At 71.6% G+C, this 20,126-nt stretch carries 20 protein-coding genes; 3 read left to right on the top strand and 17 right to left on the bottom strand.

Features of this window, described 5'->3' with window-relative positions:
• Position 1 precedes the first annotated feature (1 nt).
• Complete coding sequence (locus NL115_RS08380) at positions 2 to 661, top strand: hypothetical protein (RefSeq protein ID WP_254832729.1); 660 nt, start codon at positions 2 to 4, stop codon at positions 659 to 661.
• 54 nt (positions 662 to 715) lie between these two features.
• Here NL115_RS08380 and NL115_RS08375 read toward each other — a convergent pair whose 3' ends face one another.
• The 5 genes from NL115_RS08375 to NL115_RS08355 all read right to left on the bottom strand — a co-directional run bounded on the left by NL115_RS08375 (position 716) and on the right by NL115_RS08355 (position 5,308).
• Positions 716 to 2,110 (bottom strand): wax ester/triacylglycerol synthase family O-acyltransferase, encoded by a 1,395-nt coding sequence (locus NL115_RS08375; RefSeq protein WP_254832728.1) that lies wholly within the window; start codon positions 2,108 to 2,110, stop codon positions 716 to 718.
• A gap of 179 nt (positions 2,111 to 2,289) precedes the next feature.
• Entirely contained in the window at positions 2,290 to 2,529 is a 240-nt protein-coding gene (locus tag NL115_RS08370) for an Rdx family protein (protein ID WP_254832727.1), read from the bottom strand.
• A 95-nt stretch (positions 2,530 to 2,624) separates the two neighbouring features.
• Entirely contained in the window at positions 2,625 to 3,509 is an 885-nt protein-coding gene (locus NL115_RS08365; protein ID WP_254832726.1) for a lipoate--protein ligase family protein, read from the bottom strand.
• A gap of 329 nt (positions 3,510 to 3,838) precedes the next feature.
• On the bottom strand, positions 3,839 to 4,492 hold the full coding sequence (locus NL115_RS08360; RefSeq protein WP_254832725.1) for a hypothetical protein: 654 nt from the start codon (positions 4,490 to 4,492) through the stop codon (positions 3,839 to 3,841).
• 87 nt (positions 4,493 to 4,579) lie between these two features.
• Complete coding sequence (locus NL115_RS08355; protein WP_254832724.1) at positions 4,580 to 5,308, bottom strand: type 1 glutamine amidotransferase; 729 nt, start codon at positions 5,306 to 5,308, stop codon at positions 4,580 to 4,582.
• A gap of 167 nt (positions 5,309 to 5,475) precedes the next feature.
• Between NL115_RS08355 and NL115_RS08350 the strand changes: the two genes are divergently transcribed.
• Positions 5,476 to 5,739 carry a hypothetical protein gene (locus NL115_RS08350; protein ID WP_254832723.1) on the top strand — a complete coding sequence of 88 codons (264 nt, stop codon included), beginning with the start codon at positions 5,476 to 5,478 and terminating at the stop codon, positions 5,737 to 5,739.
• Between the two features lie 115 nt (positions 5,740 to 5,854).
• Here NL115_RS08350 and NL115_RS08345 read toward each other — a convergent pair whose 3' ends face one another.
• The 4 genes from NL115_RS08345 to mutL all read right to left on the bottom strand — a co-directional run bounded on the left by NL115_RS08345 (position 5,855) and on the right by mutL (position 11,560).
• Positions 5,855 to 6,334 (bottom strand): RNA-binding protein, encoded by a 480-nt coding sequence (locus NL115_RS08345; RefSeq protein WP_254832722.1) that lies wholly within the window; start codon positions 6,332 to 6,334, stop codon positions 5,855 to 5,857.
• A 156-nt stretch (positions 6,335 to 6,490) separates the two neighbouring features.
• Entirely contained in the window at positions 6,491 to 7,804 is a 1,314-nt protein-coding gene (locus tag NL115_RS08340; RefSeq protein ID WP_254832721.1) for a PGF-CTERM sorting domain-containing protein, read from the bottom strand.
• 235 nt (positions 7,805 to 8,039) lie between these two features.
• Positions 8,040 to 8,993 carry a PfkB family carbohydrate kinase gene (locus NL115_RS08335; protein WP_254832720.1) on the bottom strand — a complete coding sequence of 318 codons (954 nt, stop codon included), beginning with the start codon at positions 8,991 to 8,993 and terminating at the stop codon, positions 8,040 to 8,042.
• A 281-nt stretch (positions 8,994 to 9,274) separates the two neighbouring features.
• Positions 9,275 to 11,560, bottom strand: coding sequence for a DNA mismatch repair endonuclease MutL (mutL, locus tag NL115_RS08330; RefSeq protein WP_254832719.1), 2,286 nt, complete (start codon positions 11,558 to 11,560; stop codon positions 9,275 to 9,277).
• A 99-nt stretch (positions 11,561 to 11,659) separates the two neighbouring features.
• Here mutL and NL115_RS08325 point away from each other — a divergent pair, with 99 nt between their 5' ends.
• A complete protein-coding gene (locus tag NL115_RS08325) occupies positions 11,660 to 13,735 on the top strand; it encodes a hypothetical protein (protein WP_254832718.1) in 2,076 nt (691 codons plus the stop codon).
• Between the two features lie 24 nt (positions 13,736 to 13,759).
• Here NL115_RS08325 and NL115_RS08320 read toward each other — a convergent pair whose 3' ends face one another.
• From NL115_RS08320 to NL115_RS08285, 8 genes are all read right to left on the bottom strand, one after another.
• A complete protein-coding gene (locus NL115_RS08320) occupies positions 13,760 to 14,680 on the bottom strand; it encodes a hypothetical protein (protein ID WP_254832717.1) in 921 nt (306 codons plus the stop codon).
• A gap of 1 nt (position 14,681) precedes the next feature.
• The gene (locus tag NL115_RS08315) at positions 14,682 to 15,656 is read right to left on the bottom strand and encodes a hypothetical protein (RefSeq protein WP_254832716.1); all 975 of its coding nucleotides are present in this window, start codon (positions 15,654 to 15,656) and stop codon (positions 14,682 to 14,684) included.
• A 2-nt stretch (positions 15,657 to 15,658) separates the two neighbouring features.
• Positions 15,659 to 16,450 carry a hypothetical protein gene (locus NL115_RS08310; protein WP_254832715.1) on the bottom strand — a complete coding sequence of 264 codons (792 nt, stop codon included), beginning with the start codon at positions 16,448 to 16,450 and terminating at the stop codon, positions 15,659 to 15,661.
• 126 nt (positions 16,451 to 16,576) lie between these two features.
• Positions 16,577 to 17,908 (bottom strand): hypothetical protein, encoded by a 1,332-nt coding sequence (locus NL115_RS08305; protein ID WP_254832714.1) that lies wholly within the window; start codon positions 17,906 to 17,908, stop codon positions 16,577 to 16,579.
• Positions 17,909 to 17,953: 45 nt separating this feature from the next.
• On the bottom strand, positions 17,954 to 18,373 hold the full coding sequence (locus NL115_RS08300; protein ID WP_254832713.1) for a dCTP deaminase/dUTPase family protein: 420 nt from the start codon (positions 18,371 to 18,373) through the stop codon (positions 17,954 to 17,956).
• A gap of 94 nt (positions 18,374 to 18,467) precedes the next feature.
• Positions 18,468 to 18,830 carry a hypothetical protein gene (locus NL115_RS08295; protein ID WP_254832712.1) on the bottom strand — a complete coding sequence of 121 codons (363 nt, stop codon included), beginning with the start codon at positions 18,828 to 18,830 and terminating at the stop codon, positions 18,468 to 18,470.
• 72 nt (positions 18,831 to 18,902) lie between these two features.
• A complete protein-coding gene (locus NL115_RS08290; protein ID WP_254832711.1) occupies positions 18,903 to 19,208 on the bottom strand; it encodes a hypothetical protein in 306 nt (101 codons plus the stop codon).
• Between the two features lie 134 nt (positions 19,209 to 19,342).
• Entirely contained in the window at positions 19,343 to 20,047 is a 705-nt protein-coding gene (locus tag NL115_RS08285) for a coiled-coil domain-containing protein (protein ID WP_254832710.1), read from the bottom strand.
• Between the last annotated feature and the right edge of the window lie 79 nt (positions 20,048 to 20,126).

Here is a 20,126-nt window from a genome sequence, read left to right as displayed (position 1 = left end):
GATGTCCACCTCGAACCAGGTGCGGCAGGCGGCCATCGCGCACGCCGAGAACGTGATGTACGACAGCGCCGAGGCCGAGGTGGTCGCGACGCGGGACGTCTCGAAGGGGACGCGGGCGGGACTCCACGTGCACCCGAAGGGAGCCAGTGTGAAGGGGGCGGTCCTCGGGGTGCTCCTGGGGCTGCTGGTGGGAGTCGTGCTGGGGCTCGTCCTGGTCATCGTCGTGCCATCGCTTGCGGTGCCGGTGATGCTCGCCGCCGTGGTCGCGGGCGGGTACGTCGGGGCGACGCGGTTCCACTCGACCCGGTACGCCACCGTCACCGTCGCCCCGAACGGCGACATCGTGCTGGAGAACCGCGACTGTCCGAAGGCCGACTTCGACCAGCTGATCGGGCGACAGCAGAGCGCCGATGCGCAGGGTGCCTACCACCAGTCGCGCGGCCGGACGAAGGGGAAACTGGAGGCGGAGATGCAACAGCGCTTCCTGGAGCGGATGCTCCCCGTGGACACAGGCGGCGGGCCGTCGTACTCCAGCCCGGACCAGTGCCCCCGCTGTCAGGAGCGGGACACGGGACTGGGCTCGCTGTTCACCGAGCAGACCCAGGGCGTCTACCAGTGTGGCAACTGCGGCCACCTCGTCGACCTCCGGCCGAACGACTGAACCCCGCGCAGCCGCCGTGGTGCGGGGCTCGACGGGCCGCCGGCGCGCCGTGGCTCACTCCAGATCGGCCGCCCGCTCGGCGAGTTCCTCCTCGAGCGCGTCCGCCAGTCGCGAGGGCTCGTCCAGCAGCCCGGCGTCGGCGGCCACGCCGACCCGGATGCTGCCGTCGTAACTGAAGATGGAGAGCGACAGCCCCTGGTCGTTCGCCTCGGGCGCCCAGACCAGCACGTCGGACACCTCGCTCCCGGCGAACTCGAGCGTGTTCATCGGTCCCGGGACGTTGGTGACGACGCCAGTGGCGGCGTCCTCGAACTGGTCGAGCACCCAGTCCTGCACGACGCCGGGAGCCCGGCCGACGAACTCGAACAGGAGGTAGACCAGCACACCCTCTATCATCGCGCGCTCGCGGTCCATCCGCTCGTGGACGATGGCGATGCGCTCGCCGAAGTCGGCGGTGTGGACCGGGATGGGCAGGAAGATGAGCCCGAAGTAGTTGCCCAGTGACTCCGTCCGCTCGGGCATCGGCTTGAGGTTCACCGGCACCGAACTCCGGAGTTCGAGGTCCTCGATATCCTCGCCCCGCTCGATGAGGAGGCGACGGAACGCGCCCGCCGTCGCCGCCAGCATCACGTCGTTGACGGTGGCATCGTGCTCCTCGCCGAGGGCCTTCACCAGATCGATATCGATGGCGTCGGTCCAGGCCGCCCGTTTGGCGGTCCGCAGCTCCCCGCGGAGCGAGGTCTCCGGTTCGTCGGGGCGGGTCAGCAGGTCGACCGCGACCCCGACCGCGCGCGCGGCGGTCCCGGCTGCGCTCACCCTCGACCGGGCGCGGGCGAGGAGTCCGGCGGCGCCACTGTCACCGCCCTCGGTGTCAGCATCGGCGCCGGTACCCGACCGGGGCGCCCCGGGTCCGTCCCCGTCGGCCGCCTCGTCCGCCTCGACGACCGCCTCGATGCCATCGAAGGGGAACTCGACGGCACTCGGGTCATCGACCAGCCCCAGCATCACCGAGAGCAGGGCGAAGCCGTCGGCGACGGAGTGGTTGATGCGGAAGATGGCGGCGTTCCCGTCGCCAACGCCCTCGACGAGGAACGCCTCCCAGAGCGGGCGGTCCTCGTCGAGCGGGCGACTCATCAGTCCGCCGACGAACCGTTCGAGGGCGGCCTTGTCCTGTGGTTCGGGCAGTGCGACGTGCGTGACGTGCGTCTCGATGTCGAGGCCCGGAGAGAACGCCCACTCCGGCCGCCGGAACCGGCGGTGGCCACCGTGGACCCGCTGGCGGAACCGGTCGAACCGGAGGAGTCGCTCGTCGAGGCGTTCGACGAGTTCCTCGTAGGTCACCCGCTCCTCGAAGACGAGCATCCCCGTGATGTTGGTCAGGTTCGTCGCCTGCCCCATCTGGAGCCAGGCGTTGTCCGGCCCCGACAGGGGCTCGCGCTCGTCGCTCATCGTCCAGCCCCCGTGAACCATCCCGGCAGCCGGTCACGCGTTGCGATTCGGCCGTCCCACCGGCGGCGTCGCTGTCGCATGAGACCGAGATTCACGCCCAGTGGTATCAATCACCCGGGCCGGACAGGCCGTCGGTCCACAGCCCTCGGTCGTCGCGAGCGAGGCGTGTACGAACGAACCTACGCCAGCTGCGACCGGACCGCCGCCACCGCCTCGAACGGGTCGATGCGGCCGGACGGGTCCGTACACCAGACCCGGTCGCCATCGACGCTCACGCAGAAGCAGTCCTCGGCGGAGGGCGAACAGGAGACCTCGACGTCGTGTCGCTGGCCGAGCCAGTCCGCGAGGACCCGGCGGGTCGCGGTGGCCTCGCCGCCGAGGCGGCGCGGGGCACAGTACTCGATTTCGACCTGAGCCATGACCACCCCCTACCTCTGCCCACCTGATAAAGCGTCGGGCGTACGCGAACGTTGCCGGGCGGGGACCGGGGACCCCGACCGGCTCGCCGCGCGGCTCAATCGTCCGTCGGGTCCTCGCGGTCCCGGGTCCAGGCCTCGCTGCGGTACTTCGCGTCGGCGAGGTCGCGGGCGGCCTCGCGCTCGGTGTCGGTCCACTCGTCGTCGACGAACTCGTCGCGCTCGATGCCACACCACGCCGCGAGGCTGTCCTCGATGGTCCGGACCGCGCGGTCACGCTCGAGATTGAGGCTGTCCATCATCCCGACGTGCTGGGAGTCGACCGGCGTGTCCCGCTCCGTGTTCGCGCTCTCGTTCAGTCCGGCCACGCGCTCGCGGAACGTCTCGGCGCCGACCGGCGGGTCCGTGAAACAGGAGAGATGGCGCTCGGCGCCCACCTCGAAACTGATGGAGCCGTGCTGGACCACCGCGTCACGGGTACGGTACTGGGCGTTGCCCGCGAGTTTCTTGCCGTCCACCACGATATCGTGTGCGGGGTCGATGCCCCGGAGGTAACAGGACGGCTCGTACAGCGATTCGGCGGGTTCCTCGGCGAACGTCGCTGGCACGCCCAGCTCCTCGAACGCGGCGAACAGCGGCTCGCAGAACAGCTCGTACGTTGCCTCCAGGTTCCCCGGCACCACGTCCGCCGGCGCGATGATGGAGTAGGCGATGTCGCCGTGGGTGTCGTGGTAGATGCCGCCGCCGCCCGTCGGCCGCCGGACCACGTCGATACCGTTCGACGCGCAGAACTCCCAGTCCACGGTGTCGGAGTCCTGCTGGTAGCCCAGCGAGAGACAGGACGGGAGCCACTGGTAGAGCCGGACCGTCCCGATACCCTCCTCGGCCGCGGTCCGTGCGGCGATTTCGTCGTGGGCCATCGCGCTCGCCCCGCCGACGACCTCCTCGCGGATGAGTCGCCAGTCGGCGTCCGTGATGCTCATGGCCCCGCGTAGCGGCGGCGCGGGGATAGCGGTTGCGACGAGCTTTTTCACGCCTCGGAGCTTTTTCACGCCTCGGGTTTGCTCGCGCGCCCTTCGGGCGCGCTGTGCGAACCACTCGGCGTCGTGGAATCGCGAAGCGGTTCCACGGGCAATCAGAGCGCTTCGCGTTCTGATGACGCCGAAACCTGTTCAGAAAACAGGCCGGCCTCCGGCCCCTTCGGGGTCGCCGGTCGGTGAAACCGCACTCGCTTCGTCATCGGACGACGTCCGATTGCAAGCGGGACGGAGTCCCGCCCTGCTCGCGCGGTATGCAAGAACAGTGCTGCTGCTCACTCCTCGCGCTCCCCGTACACCAGCGTCTCCGACAGCGTCACCGTCTCGGAGTCGCCACCCAGCAGCCCGCCGGTCGAGAACGGGACCTCGACGGTGACCGCAGCGAGTTCGTCCCCGGCCTCGACCGCAGCGCCGGCGTACGTCGAGCGGAAGGCGTAGCGCTCGCGGACGTCACCGTCGCCGCTGGCACGGCGGACCTGCCACTCGCCGGACTCGGAGTTGCCGGTGTTCTGCAGGTAGACCTCGGGGTCGTCGGTGTCCGCGTAGCGAACGTTCGTCTCGCTCCCGGTGACCACCGTGTCCGTCCCGGGGATGGACTGGGACCACGCCTGTGTCACGTCGGTCCCCGCGTGACGCCAGTCGCTGTCGTCGCACCCGCGCGCGCCGGGGCGGACCTCGATGACGGTCACCGTCTGGAGGTCGCCGTCCGGCAGTTCGTAGGCCACGTTGCGGACCTCGACATCGCCGCGGGGACAGCCGATTCGCTCGGCGGTCGTCCGCGCCACGACCGACCCGTCCTCCGGCCGGAGGTCACGGTGCTCCGCGACGTTGGCGGCCGACCCCTCAGGGCCGGTGAGCGCCGAACAGCCGGCGAGCGCGGTCGCGGCAGCAGTGCCGCTGGCGGCGAGCAGCGAGCGTCGAGAGGGCATACGCGGGACTGGCGACGCGTCCGGGATAAGCCATGGGTTCGACCGGAAACGGGGGGCCGCAGGGCGGCGAGGCCCGAGGGAGCGGCCTCAGTCCGCGGCGACCCGCTCGTCGCGCACGCAGCGCGCGTAGTCGGTGAAGTTGTCGAACAGGCGCTTCGTCTCGCACGCCCGGGCGTAGTTCTCGTCGGTGATACCGTCGAGCACGCGCTGGATGCGCTCGTCGGGCAGGTCCTTCGTCAGCGTCACCGCCTCGGCCATCGTCTGGTCGTACTCGGGGTGGGCCTGCACGCCAACGACGTGGCCCAGCCGGAAGCCGTGGTTGCCGTAGTCGTTCTCGGCGATGACCTCGGCCCCCGGCGGCACCTGGGCCACCGTATCCGAATGCGTGGTGAACACGAGAAAGGAGTCGTCCAGCCCCTCGAACAGGGGGTCCGGGTCGCCGTCGTCGATGCGCTCCACCTCGCGGTAGCCGAGTTCGTACTCGCCCATGTCCGCCACCTCGCCACCCAGCGCGTGGGCGAGCAGCTGGTGGCCGAAGCAGATGCCGAGCGCGGGCAGCCCCCGGTCGACGGCCTCGCGAATCCACTCCGAGATAGGGTCGACCCACTCGGCCTCGGAGTCCCAGTAGACCGACACCGCAGAGCCCGTGACGACGAACCCGTCGAACTCGTAGCCCCGCGGGAACTGGCCGTCGTTGACCTGGAACTCGGCGAGGTCGGCGTCCAGCTCCCGCCGGAAGTTCTGACTCGTCGCCCGCTCGCTCGTCGAGGCGTTCAGCAGCGCCAGTCGCAGTCTGTCCGCCGCGTCGTCGCTCACAGTTGCCTCCCGCTAGCAGAGAGTCTCAGATACACGTTTCGGCACGAACCGCGACATCCGATATCGCCCGCTGACGGCCTGTAGACGTATCAGATTCTGTATCTCGCCGAAGAAAACAAGACCGCCGGCGTGAGAGTCAAACACACACTACGAACATGGCCCAGGAGATGGCACGCGGTCCCACACAGGCAGAGCGCATCGCCGCGGCCCGTGCGGTCGTGTACGAGGACGACGGGTCACTCATCGGGAGAGGACAGCTCGCCGACGCACTCCGGGAGTACGGTGTCACCGTCGAGTACACGGAGAACGGTTCCACCCAGTACCGGGACGTGCCGCCGGAACTACCGCTGGAGGCCTGCCGCATCGCCGTCGACCTCCAGCGCGACCCCGCCGCGTTCGTCGGCGACCACCCCTCGAAACGGACCCAATAGCCAGCATTTCTCCGTTATCTCTTCCCGAGCCAGATTTTCTCTCCCGTACTGTATAGAGTGCAGCAATTACCAGATTATCTCCTCGGCACGTGGCAACTGCCGGGCGGCGAGTGACTCAGACCGAGAACTCGAACAGGTCGTCGCCGACGTGGTGGAGCGAGTCGACCACCTTCCCCGACTCGCCGACCATCTCGTCGCCGGGCACGTCGGCCCGGCCGACCGCCAGCACCTTCCCGTGGGTCTCCTCGGCGATGACCACGAGGTCGCCGGGGTCGATGGCGTCGTCGGCCTCGACGATGCCGGGGCGCATCACGTTCGCGCCGTCGGAGACGAAGGAGACGGCGCCCGCGTCGACGGTGACGATGCGGGATTCGGGCGGGAACTGGTTGGCACCCTGCACGGTCAGGAACGGTTCCCCGTCGTAGAAGGCGACCGCCGGCTCCCCGTCGACGAGCACGACCCGACGGTCGTCGTCGACGAACTCCACGTCCTCCCAGGCGTCGCCCTCGACGGTGACGCCGAGGCGGTCCGCGATGTGGTCGACGATCTCGTCGATCTCGTCACCCCGGAGATGGTGGCGCGACTTCACGTCCATGCCCCACGCTCGGCACGGGGTACCGATAAATGTGGCAGTCCCGCGCCGACGGCAGTGTCCCCACTACCGGGCGCGAAGACGGGAGAAACGGGGCGTCGGAGAGAGCCGGGAGCCGAGAGACCGATACGGGCACAGCGCCCGTCCGTTCGCTACTCGCTACCGCTGCCGGCGGGCGAGCAGGGCCGCACCGACGAGCGCGACCACGGCGATGCCGGCACCGAAGCCGGGCTGCCCGCCGCTCTCGGTCGCGTCGTCACCGTCGCCGCTGCTCGCGTCGGTCGCCGTCGCGGTCGCGGTGGACCCCTCGCTGGTGTCCGCATCCGCGTCCTGCGACTGCATCGAGACCTCGCGGGCGGAGAAGTGGTTGATACCGACCACCACGTCCGTCGAGGCCTGCGCGCTGCTCGAGGAGCGGACGAGGTACTTCGAGGTCTCGCCGCCGTCCGCGGCGTTCTCGACCTCGGCGTACGAGGAGGCCTCGACCGCCGCCTCACCGTCGACGTACACCTCGGCGTTCTCCGCGTTCTCGAAGGCGGCCTCCGAGACGCTCATGATGACGACCTTCCCTTCGCTCTCGGCCCGCTCGACCGTCGCGTTGAACGTGCCGGCAGCGTTCTCGGTCACCTCGACCGTCGTGTCCTCGCTGTACCGGACCACGTCGGCGCTGCGTTCCTCGGCCTCCTCGCTGGGCGCCTCGGTCGGCGTCGGGGTCGCCGTCGCGGTGTCCGTCGGCGTGCTGTCGCTGTCGTCGCCAGCGTCGCTCGCGGCGTCACCGGCGGCCTGGACGTACACCTCGGCGACCGCGGTACCGTTCTCGATCAGCCGCTCCTGCTTTTTCTCGGAGTTGTTGCGCTCGCCCTCGTACTGGCGGTAGACGACCCGAGCGTCCTCGGCAGTCTGGGCCGTGACGTTGCCGCTGTCCGAGACAGTCACGTTACCGTCACCGGCGACGATGACCGTCGCGGTGGTGCCGTCCTCCTTCGTGACGACGGCGCGCTTCTCGGACACCTGCTCCGCACTGGAGTCACTGGTGGTGTTGAACCGCGCGACGTGGCTCTCGCCGTTCGTCTTCACGACCACGATACCGCGGTCGTTGTCGTGAGCGACGATCTCCGCGCCGCTCTCGGACTGGACCGTCGCCGTCGTGCTGGCGTCGGCGCTGAACGTGCTCGCGATGTCGAGGCCCGCCCCGGCGAAGACCGAGCCGGAGACGCTGACCCCGAGCCCGCCGCTGGACTGAGATTTCGCCTTCGACGCGGACTGGACGCTCAGCCGGTCGACGACCGTCTTCCCGTTGACCGTGTAGTCCACGACCGCGCTGTCGGCCGTCTCGAACGAGACGTAGGTACCGCTCTGCACCTCGCCGGACGCCTGCTGGTCGGCCACGCTCGTCGTCGCGGCAACAGCCATCGGCGCCCCCACGGCGGAGACGACCAGGGAGACCGCGACCACGAGTGCTTTCCAGTTCATGACAGCCAGTCGTTTCTTCGTCCGATGTATAAGCTTGCTGGCTATTCTTGGCAACGTATGTCACGCGGCTGTACGGCCATTAGAGGTGCCTTGAAGTGCCATATCAACTCGGCGCCGTACTCGCTTCGCCAGTAATGTTTCTGAACAGATAGTAAATGCGCCGCATGCGCTCGGTCTGTCGGCGGCTCGTGGCCCCGGATGCGTCACTGGGGCGAGCCCCACGGCCCGGCGCCGGTCAGTCGTCGAGCGTCGCCAGAAGCCGGTCGACTTCGTCGCGGCGGACCGCCGGCACGCTCCCCTCGATGGTTCGGGCGAGCGCGGCCGTCACGACGCCCGTCCGGAGTGCCACCTCCACGTCGTCGGCCGCGGCCAGCTCCGCACAGAAGGCCCCCGCGAACGCGTCGGCGGCACCGGCATCGTCGCGGGTCTCCGCCTTGACGGCGTCGACCTCGTAGACGGTCCCGTCGTGGAGCGCGGTCGCCCCGCGCGCGCCGTGGACGACGACGGTATCGAAGCCGTGCGCAGCCGCGAGCGCGTTCGCCGCGGCCGCGGGCTGGGCATCCTCGTCCAGCACCGCCTCGGCGTCCGCCTCGCTGGTCAGGAGCACGTCCACGGCCGGGAAGAACTCGGTCAGCGTCTCGCGGGCCGCGTCCGGCCCGTCCCAGCGGTCGGGCCGGTAGGCGATATCGAGGGCAGTGACCGCGCCCCCGTCGCTCGCGGCCTTCAGGTAGCGCGCGGTCGCGGTCGCGGCGCGCGGGGAGAGCGCCGGCGTCGCGCCGGTCGTGTACGCGATATCCGCGGCCTCGACGCGCGCGACCGGCACGTCGTCCATCGAGACACCCGCCATCGCCGCGCCCGCGTGGTCGGTGACCGCCGCATCACCGCGGGGCGGGCCCGCACGCTCCTCGAAGGTCAGTCCCACGCGGTCGGCCTCGGCGCCCGGGTCGACCCACTCGACGACGACATCGAGGTCGTATCCCCGGAGTTCGTCGGCCACGCGGTGCCCCAGCGGCGTGTCGGGCAGCCGCGATAACCACGTCGCCGCCACCCCGGTCCGGCGGGCGGCCACCGCCGCGTTGCTCTCCGGGCCGGCCGCCCGTACCCGGAGCCGGTCGGCCGTCTCGAGCCGCTCGCCGGGGGTCGCGGAGAGCCGGAGCCCGGTCTCTCCGAAGGTCACGAGTTCGGTCATGCCCGGCGGAAGGCGCCCGGGTGGTTTAGTTGGGGTGGTCGGTCGCGTGGGTCGCCACTGGCCGACTCGGGTCGCCGCCGCCGGAGCCGCGTCACCGGCTGGTCAGCCCGGCTCGTCCGGCGGCGGGGTGACGAACGTACACACACTGAGGCTCGCCGAGAGCCGCCAGTTCCCGACTGCCGCCCTCCAGTCGCCAGTCGGTGGTCATCGCACTCGCCGGAGGCACAAGAGGCCACCCCGGTTGCAGCCTCGGCTACCCAGCCACGGGCCCCATCGTCACCCTACGCCCGACGGTGGGAGTGCCCGGGGTAGTCCCGCTCGAAGCGGTCCTCGATCTCCCCGAAGTCGAACTCCACGAGCGTCGGACGCCCGTGCGGGCACGCGTACGGGTTCTCGCAGTCGTCGAGTGCCTCCAGCAGCGAGACGACGGTCCCCTCGCGGAGCGATTCGTTGCCCTTGATGGCGGGGTAGCAGGCCATATCGCCCAGCAACGCGTCGACGCGCTCGGTCACGGTCGCATCCGGGTCCCCGGCCGCGAGGTCGGCCAGCAGGTCCCGGACGAGGTCGGCGTCCATCGCGTCGGCGAGGACGGCCGGCACCGCCGAGACGTGGACGGCCCGGCTCGCGTCGCCGTCCCCTCCCTCGCCCTCGTCGGCGGCCAGCGCGACCGACAGGCCCAGGCGTTCGAGGGCCGCACCGCGCTCGCGGACGAGTTCGGCCTCCTCGCTGGTGACGGCCACGGAGACCGGCTCCGCGAGCGTCTGTGTCGTGACGGGCCCGTCGAGGAACTGCTCGCGGAGCGCCTCGTAGTTGACACGCTCGTCGGCGGCGTGCTGGTCGACGAGCACGAGGCCATCGTCGGTCTCGGCCGCGAGGTACGTCTCCGAGAGCTGGCCGAGCACCCGCATCCCGGGCAGTCGGTCGAACGCGAACGAGCGGTCGACGGCCTCGCCGCCGAGCGTGCGCTGCTCGGTCGCACCGCGGAAGCGCCGGTGGGGGTCGTTGCCGTCCTCGGCCGGACCGGTTCCAGCGGAAGCACCCCCCGAACCGGGAGCGGTCCGGGCGCCGGCCGCGGTCTCCTCGCTCCGGTCGGTGTCGGGGGTCGCCGCCCCCGTCCGGCCACCGGGAGCGGCGCCGGCCGCGGGCGGCGCGGACCCGGAGCCCGCCGAGCCGTCACCGGACTCGTCCACGTCGGGGGCGGCGGTCGGCGCGATGCCGTCGCTCTCGGCGACGCGCCAGCGGCCGGGGTCGGTGTCGGTCCGGGCCTCCCGCTCGGCCGCGTCCGGGCCGGGGTCCTCGACACCCGGGTCGGGCGCCGCGTCGGTCGCCTCGGCCACCCACCGGCCGTCATCGACGCGGCGAGGTTCGTCGCCGGTCCCTGCCAGGGAGTCGGACTCCAGCACGGCTCGCTCCGGACTGATTTCGGTCTGCTCGGGCTGGGAACGCCCGCGCGGTGCCGACGAGCGGACCAGGCCCGCCTTCAGGAGCGCCGACCGCACCGCGCGTTTGACCTGCCGGCGCACCCCGTCCTCGTCGGCGAACCGGACCTCGCGCTTGCGCGGGTGGACGTTCACGTCCACCTTGCCCGCGGGCAGCGACAGGAACAGGGCGGCGAACGGGTAGCGGTCGCCCGCGAGTTGCCCACCGTAGGCCTCCACGATGGCCTCCCGCACGGCGCGAGCGGTGACCCAGCGGCCGTTGACATAGACGTTGAGGTACTCCCGGCCCGCACGGGTCGTCTCGGGGTCGCTGACCAGCCCACAGACCCCGTCGAGCGGACCGTCCGGCTCCGCGTCGGCCGGTGCGTCGTCGGGACGGGCGGCCGCCCGCGCCGCCTCGGTCGAGGACTCGGCGCCGCCACCGCCGACGAGGACGGTCCCCTCGGCGACCTCCCGGCCGTACACCGCGAGCATCGCGCCGCGCAGGTCGCCCTGCCCGGGCGTGGCGAACGTCTCGCGGCCGTCGTGGGTCAGCGAAACTGCCACACCCGGGTTCGCGAGCGCGTAGCCCGCCACGACGCGGTTGACGTGGGCGAACTCGGTGGCGTCGCGCTTGAGGTACTTCCGGCGCGCGGGCACGTTGTAGAACAGGTCGTCCACCTCGACGGTCGTCCCCTCCGGACAGCCCACGCGCTCGACGCTCGTGACCTCGCCGCCCTCGACGACGAGTTCCGTCCCCGTCTCGGCCGCGTCGTCCGGGAGGTCCTCGCGGTCGCTCCGCGGGCGCGTGCGCACGGTCAGCCGCGAGACGGCGCCGATGGCGTGGAGCGCCTCGCCGCGGAAGCCGAGCGTCCCGACGCCGGATTCGAGGTCGGAGACGTCCCGTATCTTCGAGGTCGTGTGCTCGCGGACCGCGCGCTCGACCGCCTCGCGAGTCATCCCGACGCCGTCGTCCGAGACCCGGATGCCGTCGCTACCACCGGCCTCGACGGCCACCTCGACGCGCGTGGCGTCGGCGTCGATGGCGTTCTCGACCAGCTCCTTGACCGCGCTGGCGGGGCGCTCGACGACCTCGCCGGCCGCGATGCGGTCCACCGTCGCCGCGTCGAGTTCGTGGATCTCGGGCACTGTTGACGGGGGAACGGTGGGGGGAAAGGTGGTCGTTACGGTCGGAGGCACCACGGGACCGGCCAGTAAGTGCATACCACTCCCGCGAGAACGGGAGACATGGAGCGTGATACGCTGACCCGGCGGGACCTGCTCGTGGCCACCGGCGCGGGCGGCGCCGGCACGCTGGCGGGCTGTTCGATGCTCGGCGGGAACGGCGACGGCGGCTCGACGGCGGCGACCGAGGCGCTGGGCGAGGAGCGGGCGGGAGAACTGGCCGAACGGTTCGCCCCCACGCTCCAGTTCGACGCCGACGAGACCTGGTTCCCGACCGACCCCCGGCCGTACGCGACCGACCGGGACGGCGAGCGTGTCGTCACCGGGTTCGACGCGGTGAACGGCTACCTGGAGGCGTACGAGCCCGACGCACCGCCATCGCCGACGGTGTTCTACAACGGCCGACGCTACCGTGACTCCCCGCTGGAGGTGGTCCAGTTCTGGTGGTACTCGGCGTTCGACCAGTTCACGACCAACTTCCACTGGCACGACTGGGAGGCCCTCCACGTCTTCGTCGACGGTGAAACGGACACAGCACAGCTGTACGTCGCCAGCGCGCACTCGCGGTCGGTCCCGAACAACGAGTTCATCGACCCCGGGCGCCGGCCGCGGGTCCTCTCGGAGCTGGGGTCACACTCCAGCGCACTCTCGCTGAACGAGCTGGCCGACAGCTTCCAGCGACTGCCGCTCGACGCGGCGGCCGCCGACGTGACCAACGCCACCCTGGGCGTGGTCGAGGCGCTGTCGGAGCTGCCGGTCGCCTACGGGCTCCCCCGCGACGAGGGGTTCCGGCTGCCGTACGCCATCCCCGAACTGGACGACGCACCGGTGTACGAGCACCCTGAGCTGCCGGCGTTCGAGCGACGGCATCTCGCCCCACCGGAGCTCACCGTCCGGTCGTTCACGGAGCTGGCGAGTCCGCCATCCGAGCTTCCCGAGCGGCGGTCGGGCCTGGCGCTCGGTCCCGAGGGTGACGCGGCGTACGAGCTCGTCCCGACAGCCGAGGCCGAGGACATCGACGCCTTCGTCGGGCCACAGCTGAGCTTCGAGTTCGCCGTGCCCGGCTTCGTGGAGGACGCCGTCGCGAGCCACCTCACGGCCACCGCCACGCCCTGGAAGCAGTCCCGCTACCGGAACCCGGCGACGGATATCAGCGACCCCAACCACCGGGCGACGCTGGCCGAGCGCTACGACGCCATCGGTGAGGGCGGCCCGGCGGCCCGGCTGGTCGCCACCGTCCGGGACGTGACCCCCGACAGTGACGCCCCCGAGGGAGAGGGCGTGACGACCGAGGAACCGGCCGTCGAATCCATCGCCCTCGTCGAGAGCAACCCCGTCGCCGTCCCCTCCTTCCAGGGCGCCATCGTCGCGGACGTGCCCGCCGGCGAGCACCGGCTGACGGTCAACGGCGCCGGGCGCGCCCCCCACAGCGAGCGCGTCGAAGCCGACGGGCCGACCGCGGCGGGCGCCGATGGGACGGTCGCGATGGTCGCCAACGAGGACGCACGGAAGCTCCGCATCGACACGGAGGGGACCGACGACGACCTCCGGCGGGCCGCCGTCGAGGACGACTTCGGCGGCCGCATCTACGACAGCCGGCTGGACGGCCGCGACGCCGTCTACGTCCACCGCGACGGGGCCTACACCGCCGAGGTCCGGGACGCGGCCGACGAGGTCGGCGCCTTCCGGGTCAACCCCGACCCCGACGGGGATGCGGACGACCCGGTGACGGTGGAGCGCCCCCGGACGGGGAAGGCCTCGCTGGCGGGGTTCCTCGGGTCGCTCTCCGGCGAGACGCGCGACGCGGTCGCCGACGCGGACGATGGGAGTTCGGACGATGGGAACGACCGGCAGGGCGGCGGGAACCGCACCACGCCGCCCGGACCGGCCGGCGGGCTGGCGACCGCGCTGGACGCGGTCCGACGGTCGGCGGTCAGGGCGCTGGAACGCGCCGAACAGGGCGACGGGCAGGGCGCCGACCGGCAGCTCCAGGCCGTCGCCACGCGGCTCGACCGGGTGGGCGAGGCACTGTCGTCGGCCCGGGAGAACGTCCCCGGGGCGACCGCGAACGCCGTCGACCGGCGGCTGGAGCAGCTGCAGCGGCGGACGGAGCAGGCGCTCGACGCCGAGAAGCTGTGAGACGAGAGACGGGTCCGGAGCGGGTTACGGCCCGGCCGACCCGCACTCGTGCTGCCCGAGCGAGGCTGTGTTGGCCCCGTCACGGTAGACGACCCGGACCACGCAGTCGTCCGACCCGCCGAGGCCGACCGTCACCGAATCACCCGGCTCGACGACGCGGCCGTCGGCCGCGTGCGAGGTCGAACCGTTCCACGGGCCCGGCCGCGGCTGGTCGGCATCCGGCACCGGGGCGAGGTTACCCTCGACGTGGACCCGGTCAGCGAGTGCCCGGTCGCCGCCGTCGTGCGTGATGGCCAGCAGCGTCCCATCGGGTGTCTCGGTCGGCTCGAACGCGAAACTCGCCACCGGAACACCGCCGTACTGCTGCACCTCGACGAGGCCGCCGAGCGGCGCCGCAGCCGCCGCACCGACGGCGAACGCGCAGACGGCGAGGACAGCAACCCCGAGCGCGAGCGTGACCAGCCGCCCGTCAGGAGCCGACCGCGCGTGAATCGCGGCCAGCAGCGACACCGCCAGCGACAGCAGAACGCCGACAGCCACCACCACGACGATGGGCACGACGAGCAGCCACCGGTCACCACTCGCGCCGACGAGGACGACAGCCGTCACCGCGGCCGGGACCAGAACCGCCGCGAGGGACCACCGCAGTCGCGTCCCCTCGGCCCGGCGGGCGCCGAGGACCAGCACCGGCCAGCAGGCGAACAGCACGGCGCCCGCCAGCAGGAACGCCTGCACCGCGCGGCGGCCGAGGACCGCGCCGAGGCCGGAGCCCCCGGTACCCATGTACGACATCTCGCCCTCCAGCAGCGTCGACATCGTGAGCCGGTGGACGACGCCGGCGAGCAGGGCGACGACGACGACGGTCTGGGCGGCCAGCCACCGGGCCGCGCGGGCCGTCCCGTCGCGGTCGGTCGCACCCGCCGTTCCGCGGTCGTTCGGTGGCATCTCAGCGCTCCCCGTCCTCCCCACAGGTGTACTTCCCGAGCGTGACCGAGTCGCCGGCGGGCCCCTCCCAGACCACCCGGACGACGCAGCCCTCGGGGACGCCCACGGCGACCTGGTCTCCGGGCGCGACGTGTGGGCCCGGCCGGAACGTCTGCTCGATATGCGTCGTCGAGCCGTTCCACGGCCCCGCGTGGGTCTGGTTCGCCCCCGGCACCGCTGTGAGGTTCCCGGTCAGCCGGAGCCCCGCGGCAGGAATCTCGTCGCCCCCGTCGTGCGTGACCGTCAGCCGCGTCCCGTTCGCCGTCTCGGTCGTCTCGTAGTCGAACGAGGCTTGCGGTGTCCCGCTCCACGTCTCGACGGCACCACCCAGCGGTGCGCCGACGAGGCCACCGCCGACCGCTCCGAGGACGAGTGCGCCCACCAGCCAGTAGTTCCAGCAGCACGCGAGCCAGGGGCGGGCGTCGCCGGCGTCTGGCCGCCCGCCGTCCGCGGCTGTGGTACCGGAAAGGCGGCGGAGGGTGACCTCCACGCCGGAGCCGACAGCCAGGACCGCGGCCAGCAGGCCTCCACCGGTGACGGCGAGGAGGAGTGTCGAGCGGCTGGGAGCGAGACCGAGGAGCAGACCCATCGTCGCAGCGAGCCCGAACGGACCGGCGACGCCGACGACTGCGCCGACCGCTGTCGCGGCCCCCGAGGTATCGGGCTGTGCGAGTCGTGTTCCCGCGACGAGCAACGGCAGGACCACTGCCGTCCCCAGGACCGTCGTCAGGAACAGCGTCAGCGTGTCGCTCGCCAGGACCGCGGCGGGACCGGAGCCAGCGCGCGAGAGGTGGTCGTGCGCGCCCCAGAACGCCACCGTCCCCGAGAGCGCGAACCCGGGCACGGCGACGACGGCCGTCCACGCCGACAGCGCGACGACAGCGCGACGGGTCCGCTCCGGCGGGTCGCCGGTGGTCGGAGCGTCGTCCCCCGCCATCGTCACGGGAACAGCGCGTACAGCACCAGCGCCAGGAAGACGGCGAGGAAGCCGTTCATCGCTGTCGCGTACCCCAGCGCGGCGCGGCGTTTCAGCGGCTTCGCCGGGAACCACTCGCCGACGAGCCGGTAGCCGACCCACTCCGTCGTGGCGAAGACGGCGCTCCCGACGAGCGCACAGGCCGCGCCGGCGACCCAGCACGCCACCGGGCCGCAGGTCGTCGCGAACTGGACGCTGTGGGGGTACGAGGGCTGGACCCGCGCGAGTTCGGCGCGCGTGAAACCGTTGTGTTCGGCCCATGCCGCGAGCGAGTCCTCCAGCGGTGTCCCCTCGACGGCCTCGACCCGGACGGTGTTGTCCCTCGTGGCGGTCCGGGCGACGAGGTCAGGGTGGTCCCGTTCGAGGAGGTTCGCCACGGCGCACAGAGTACCGTCGTCGGGAGAGACGAACGCGGGCGCCCGGCCCGACTCGGCGTGGTTCGACGGGAACCGGCCCCGTCGCCAGTACGCGCGCAGGCGGTCGAGGTGGCGCTCGCGGCGCCGGCGCTGTTCGGGCGTCAGGTCGGGGCGGTCGGCCCGGCGCAGCGCGTGCTCGGTCCGACGGAGGTGCTCGCGGACGCGGAACCGCTCGACCGCGTGGTGCGCGCGGCGGAGTCGACGGCCGAGGACGCTATCGGGGCCCAGCAGCGAATCCCCCCGTGCGAACGGCGAAGCCGTGAGCGACGGGCTCCGGGCCCGAAGCCACGCGACCAGCGCAGCTAGCAGCGGTCGACGGGACGAGTCGTGGCGTGACATGGCCGGGAGTCGTCGCCGGAACGACTATCTCGTTAGGATATTCCACGCGTGTAAAATCCTATTCCCGCCATATTACCAGAATTTCGGGATTATTTGGCATCTATGCTCGATTATTTTCCAGTACCCCTAATCATACCCCGATTCCCGGGACGCCAGCGCCAACCCGGTCGCGAGGACGAGCGAGCCCAGCACCGGGAACGCGACAGCGAAGCCGTACAGGAACACCAGCAGGAGGCCGCCACCGAGGCCCGTGGGCGGGTCGGCCGGGTTCACGAGCGTCAGCGTCGTGACGACGAACGCGAGGACGGCGACCCCGCCCCAGACCAGTACCTCTCGGCGGCGGCCGCGGAGTGCGGCTCCGAGCGGCAGACACGCGGCGAACGGGAGCGCCAGGCCGAGCGACCGGGCCGTCGCGCGGAACGGGTCGTACGCGTCGATGGCGAGTTCGAGCGCGAACAGCACGGCCGAGGCGAGCCCCAGGACGACGCCGGCGCCTGCCGCGAGGCGTCCCGGCGTCCACCGGCGCCCCCTGATGGCCGGATGTGTCGCCGCGAGACCGATGCCGACGGCCGCGAGCGCGGGAACCGACACCCAGCCTGGACCGTTCGCGAGGCCGGGGAGCAGTGCGCCCGCGGCGCCGACAGCAGCCAGGACGCTACCGTAGGCCACCGGACCGCGCTCGAACTCGTGGCCGTGGGCGGCGGCTGCCACGACCGCGAGGGTGCCGGCGAACAGAAGCGTCTGACCGAGGAGGAACCGGCCGAGCGCCCCGACGACGATGGGGAGCGTCGCGAGCGCGAGTGCGGCGGTCGTCCGGAGTCCCCGGTCGGACGGCGCCCCAAAGGCGACGTACGGCGACCCGTCGAGGGACGGCCCCACGTACCCGGGGCCGGCGACGGAGCCGGTCCACGTCACCGTCGACCCGTTCGCGCTGCCGCTCGCGGGCGTGTTCGTGACGACCGTCCCGGATGGCCCGCGAATCGAGAACCGGTCGGCGTTGAGCCGGATTCCGGTGCCGTCACCGCCGGTGTGGAGGTAGTCGACGACGAGCAGGCCCGCGTGACGCTCGGCGGCATCCGGGTCGTGCAGGACGACGACGGCGGCGTCACCCTCGACGCGGGTGTCACGGAGCGTCGCGTCCCGGGGCGGACCGTACTCCCGGTCGGCGAGCCCGCGAGCCGTCGCGTCGAGCGTGTCGGGGGGCTCGCGGAAGCCGTCCGTGGCGTTCAGCCGGTTGCGGATCGTCCAGACGGCGCTGCCGTTCTCGTGGACCCGCACGAGCGCCGTGCTCTCGTGGACGGTCACGTCGACGCCACGCTCGTCGGCGGCCCGCTCGAACAGCGTGCCGCAGGCGGGACAGACGGGCCGTGGCGGGGAACTGGCCGCGGCCGGGCCGAGCACCGCTCCCGCGAGGAGTGCAACCGCGAGCGCTGCCGCGACGGCGGCCGGGCCACGCATGGCAGGTGGGTGACCGTCGCCCGATAAGTGCTTTGTCGGGGGCGGCTACGCGTCCGGCGCGACCAGCGTCGACACCCGCGCGTTCTCCTTCAGGTGCAGGCCCGCCTCTGGCACCGACACCGGCACGCGCGGCAGGTCCGTGACGTGCAGCGTGGGGTGGCTGGCCCCCTGCTCGACGAGCGCGTCCCGGGGCTGCAGGACGAGCGGGTCGTCCGTGTCCAGCGACTCGTTGTACTCGACCAGATACGTCCCGGGGGAGAGCGTCCACCAGCCGTAGTCGTCGTCTGGATCGTTCTTCACCGTGTCCAGCGCCGTCGTCTCGGCGGCCTCGAGTTCGCCGCCACCGAAATCGATGGCGCCGGGACCGGTGACCGCGTGGACGGCGTCGACGGTCAGGTCGACCCCCGCGCCCCCGGTCTGGGTCGGTTCGTGGACGATACCGGTGAGGTGGTCCGCGAGTGACATGGACGGTCGTTCGGCGGGCGCAGCGAAAAGCGTCCGGGACACGGCCCCGTGGCCGCTGGTCACCGGTCGCCGTGGTCCTCGCGCCCGTCGACGGCTATCCCGTCTCGTCCTCGTCGCTCACTCCACTCGTCTCGAGCAGCTGACACGCCGCCGCGGGGTCACCGCCAGCCTGTCTGAACGCCCGGCGCGCCGCCGAGTGGGGAACGTCCATCCGCTGGACCACGATGCCGAGGTCGTCCAGAAGCGCCTCCCACTCCCCGAAGACCCGATACCCCCCAATCGCTTCTGAGTACTCGACAGCTACCTCGTCTCCCTGGTCGTACCGCTCGGCCACGTCGGCGGTGACCGTCTCGTCTCGCTCCGGATGGCGTACCTCCACACTCTCCACCACCGCGCCGGTCGGTCCCCGCTCGTTCACACCCGTCACCTCCCCGACGAATCGGTCCTCCCCAGCCATGCAGTGGCCGATGGCGGCCGTCCCGAAACCGGTTTCGGCGGGACAGCGAGGCGGTGGTCCAGCGGGCGACCGTCACTCCGCCCCGCGTGCCGCGGCGAGATGCTCGCGGGCCTCCTCGCGGGTCATCCCGCGGACGCCGCAGGAACAGCCCAGCAGCTCGGGCTCCCCGCGCTCGTCGACCTGTTCGGACTCGGCCACGACCAGCCCCTCGTCGGGGTCGTAGTCGTAGCCGACGCGGTAGCTCACCTGGACGACCCCCTCGACCTCGTGGGCGGCGTCGGGGTCGGGCTCGGCGATGGCCCGCTCGTGTTCGTCCTGCATCGATTCCTTCCACTCCTCGAGCGTGGCCTCGGGGTCGCGCTCGGTCTCGTCGCCCATACCCGGGTCTGCGGGGGCGGGGACAGAAAGGTCACGGCCCGCGGACGGCGCAGCCGCTACGGAGTGGGAGCGACGCCGGGCGACGCGCCCGGCGGTCGAGGAAGGGGAAGGGTGGGAGCGTCGAGTCGAGGCGCTTACGCGCTGACGTCCTCGGAGACGTCGTCGACCTGGCTCTGGATGTCCTCGGAGACCTCGTCGACCTGCTGCTGCAGGTCGTCGGCGGCGTCCTCGAGCTGCTCGGTCGCGTCCTCGATGGACTCGCTCAGCTGGCCGGCGCCGTCCTCGAAGTTCTCCTGGAAGCCGTCGAGCTGGTCGGCGACCTGCTCTTCGAACTCGTCGCCGCGGGACTCGATCTCGTCCTGCAGCTCCTCGATCTGGTCCTGCAGCTCCTCCAGGGCCTCGACGGTCTGGTCCTCGAGGTCCTCGCTGGACTCGAGGAGGGAGTCGACCTGCTCGTCGAGGTTCTCGAGGAAGTCGGCGAGGAACTCGTCGACGGAGTCGGCGCCGTCGCGGAGGTTCTCCTCGATCTGGTCGGCGGCCTCCTCGCGGTTCTCGGCGAGGGTGTCGAGCTGCTCGTCGATGCTCTCGCGGAGGTCATCGACGACCTCCTGGTCGCTCGGGAGGGCCGCCTCGACGGCGTCGAGGTAGGCCTCCACGCCGGAGCGGGCGAGGTCGGCGCCGCTCTCGGAGACCTCGCGGGTCGGCTCGATGGAGTCGACGAAGGCCTCGTTCACGTCGCGCTGGATGCTGACGGCCGTGTGGATACCGTCCTGGGCGGTCTGGATTGCGCTGCGCTGTGCCTCGAACGCGATACCGAACGGGGAGTTGCTGTCTGCCATTGTACTCCTTCCTACGTCATGCACCTATATAAAGATTGGGTGTAGAAACCACTCAATACCAGAGAAAGCCAATGAATGT

The organism is Haloglomus salinum (assembly GCF_024298825.1).
Classification (GTDB): Archaea; Halobacteriota; Halobacteria; order Halobacteriales; family Haloarculaceae; genus Haloglomus; species Haloglomus salinum.
This window is presented reverse-complemented; position numbering and strand designations above follow the sequence as displayed.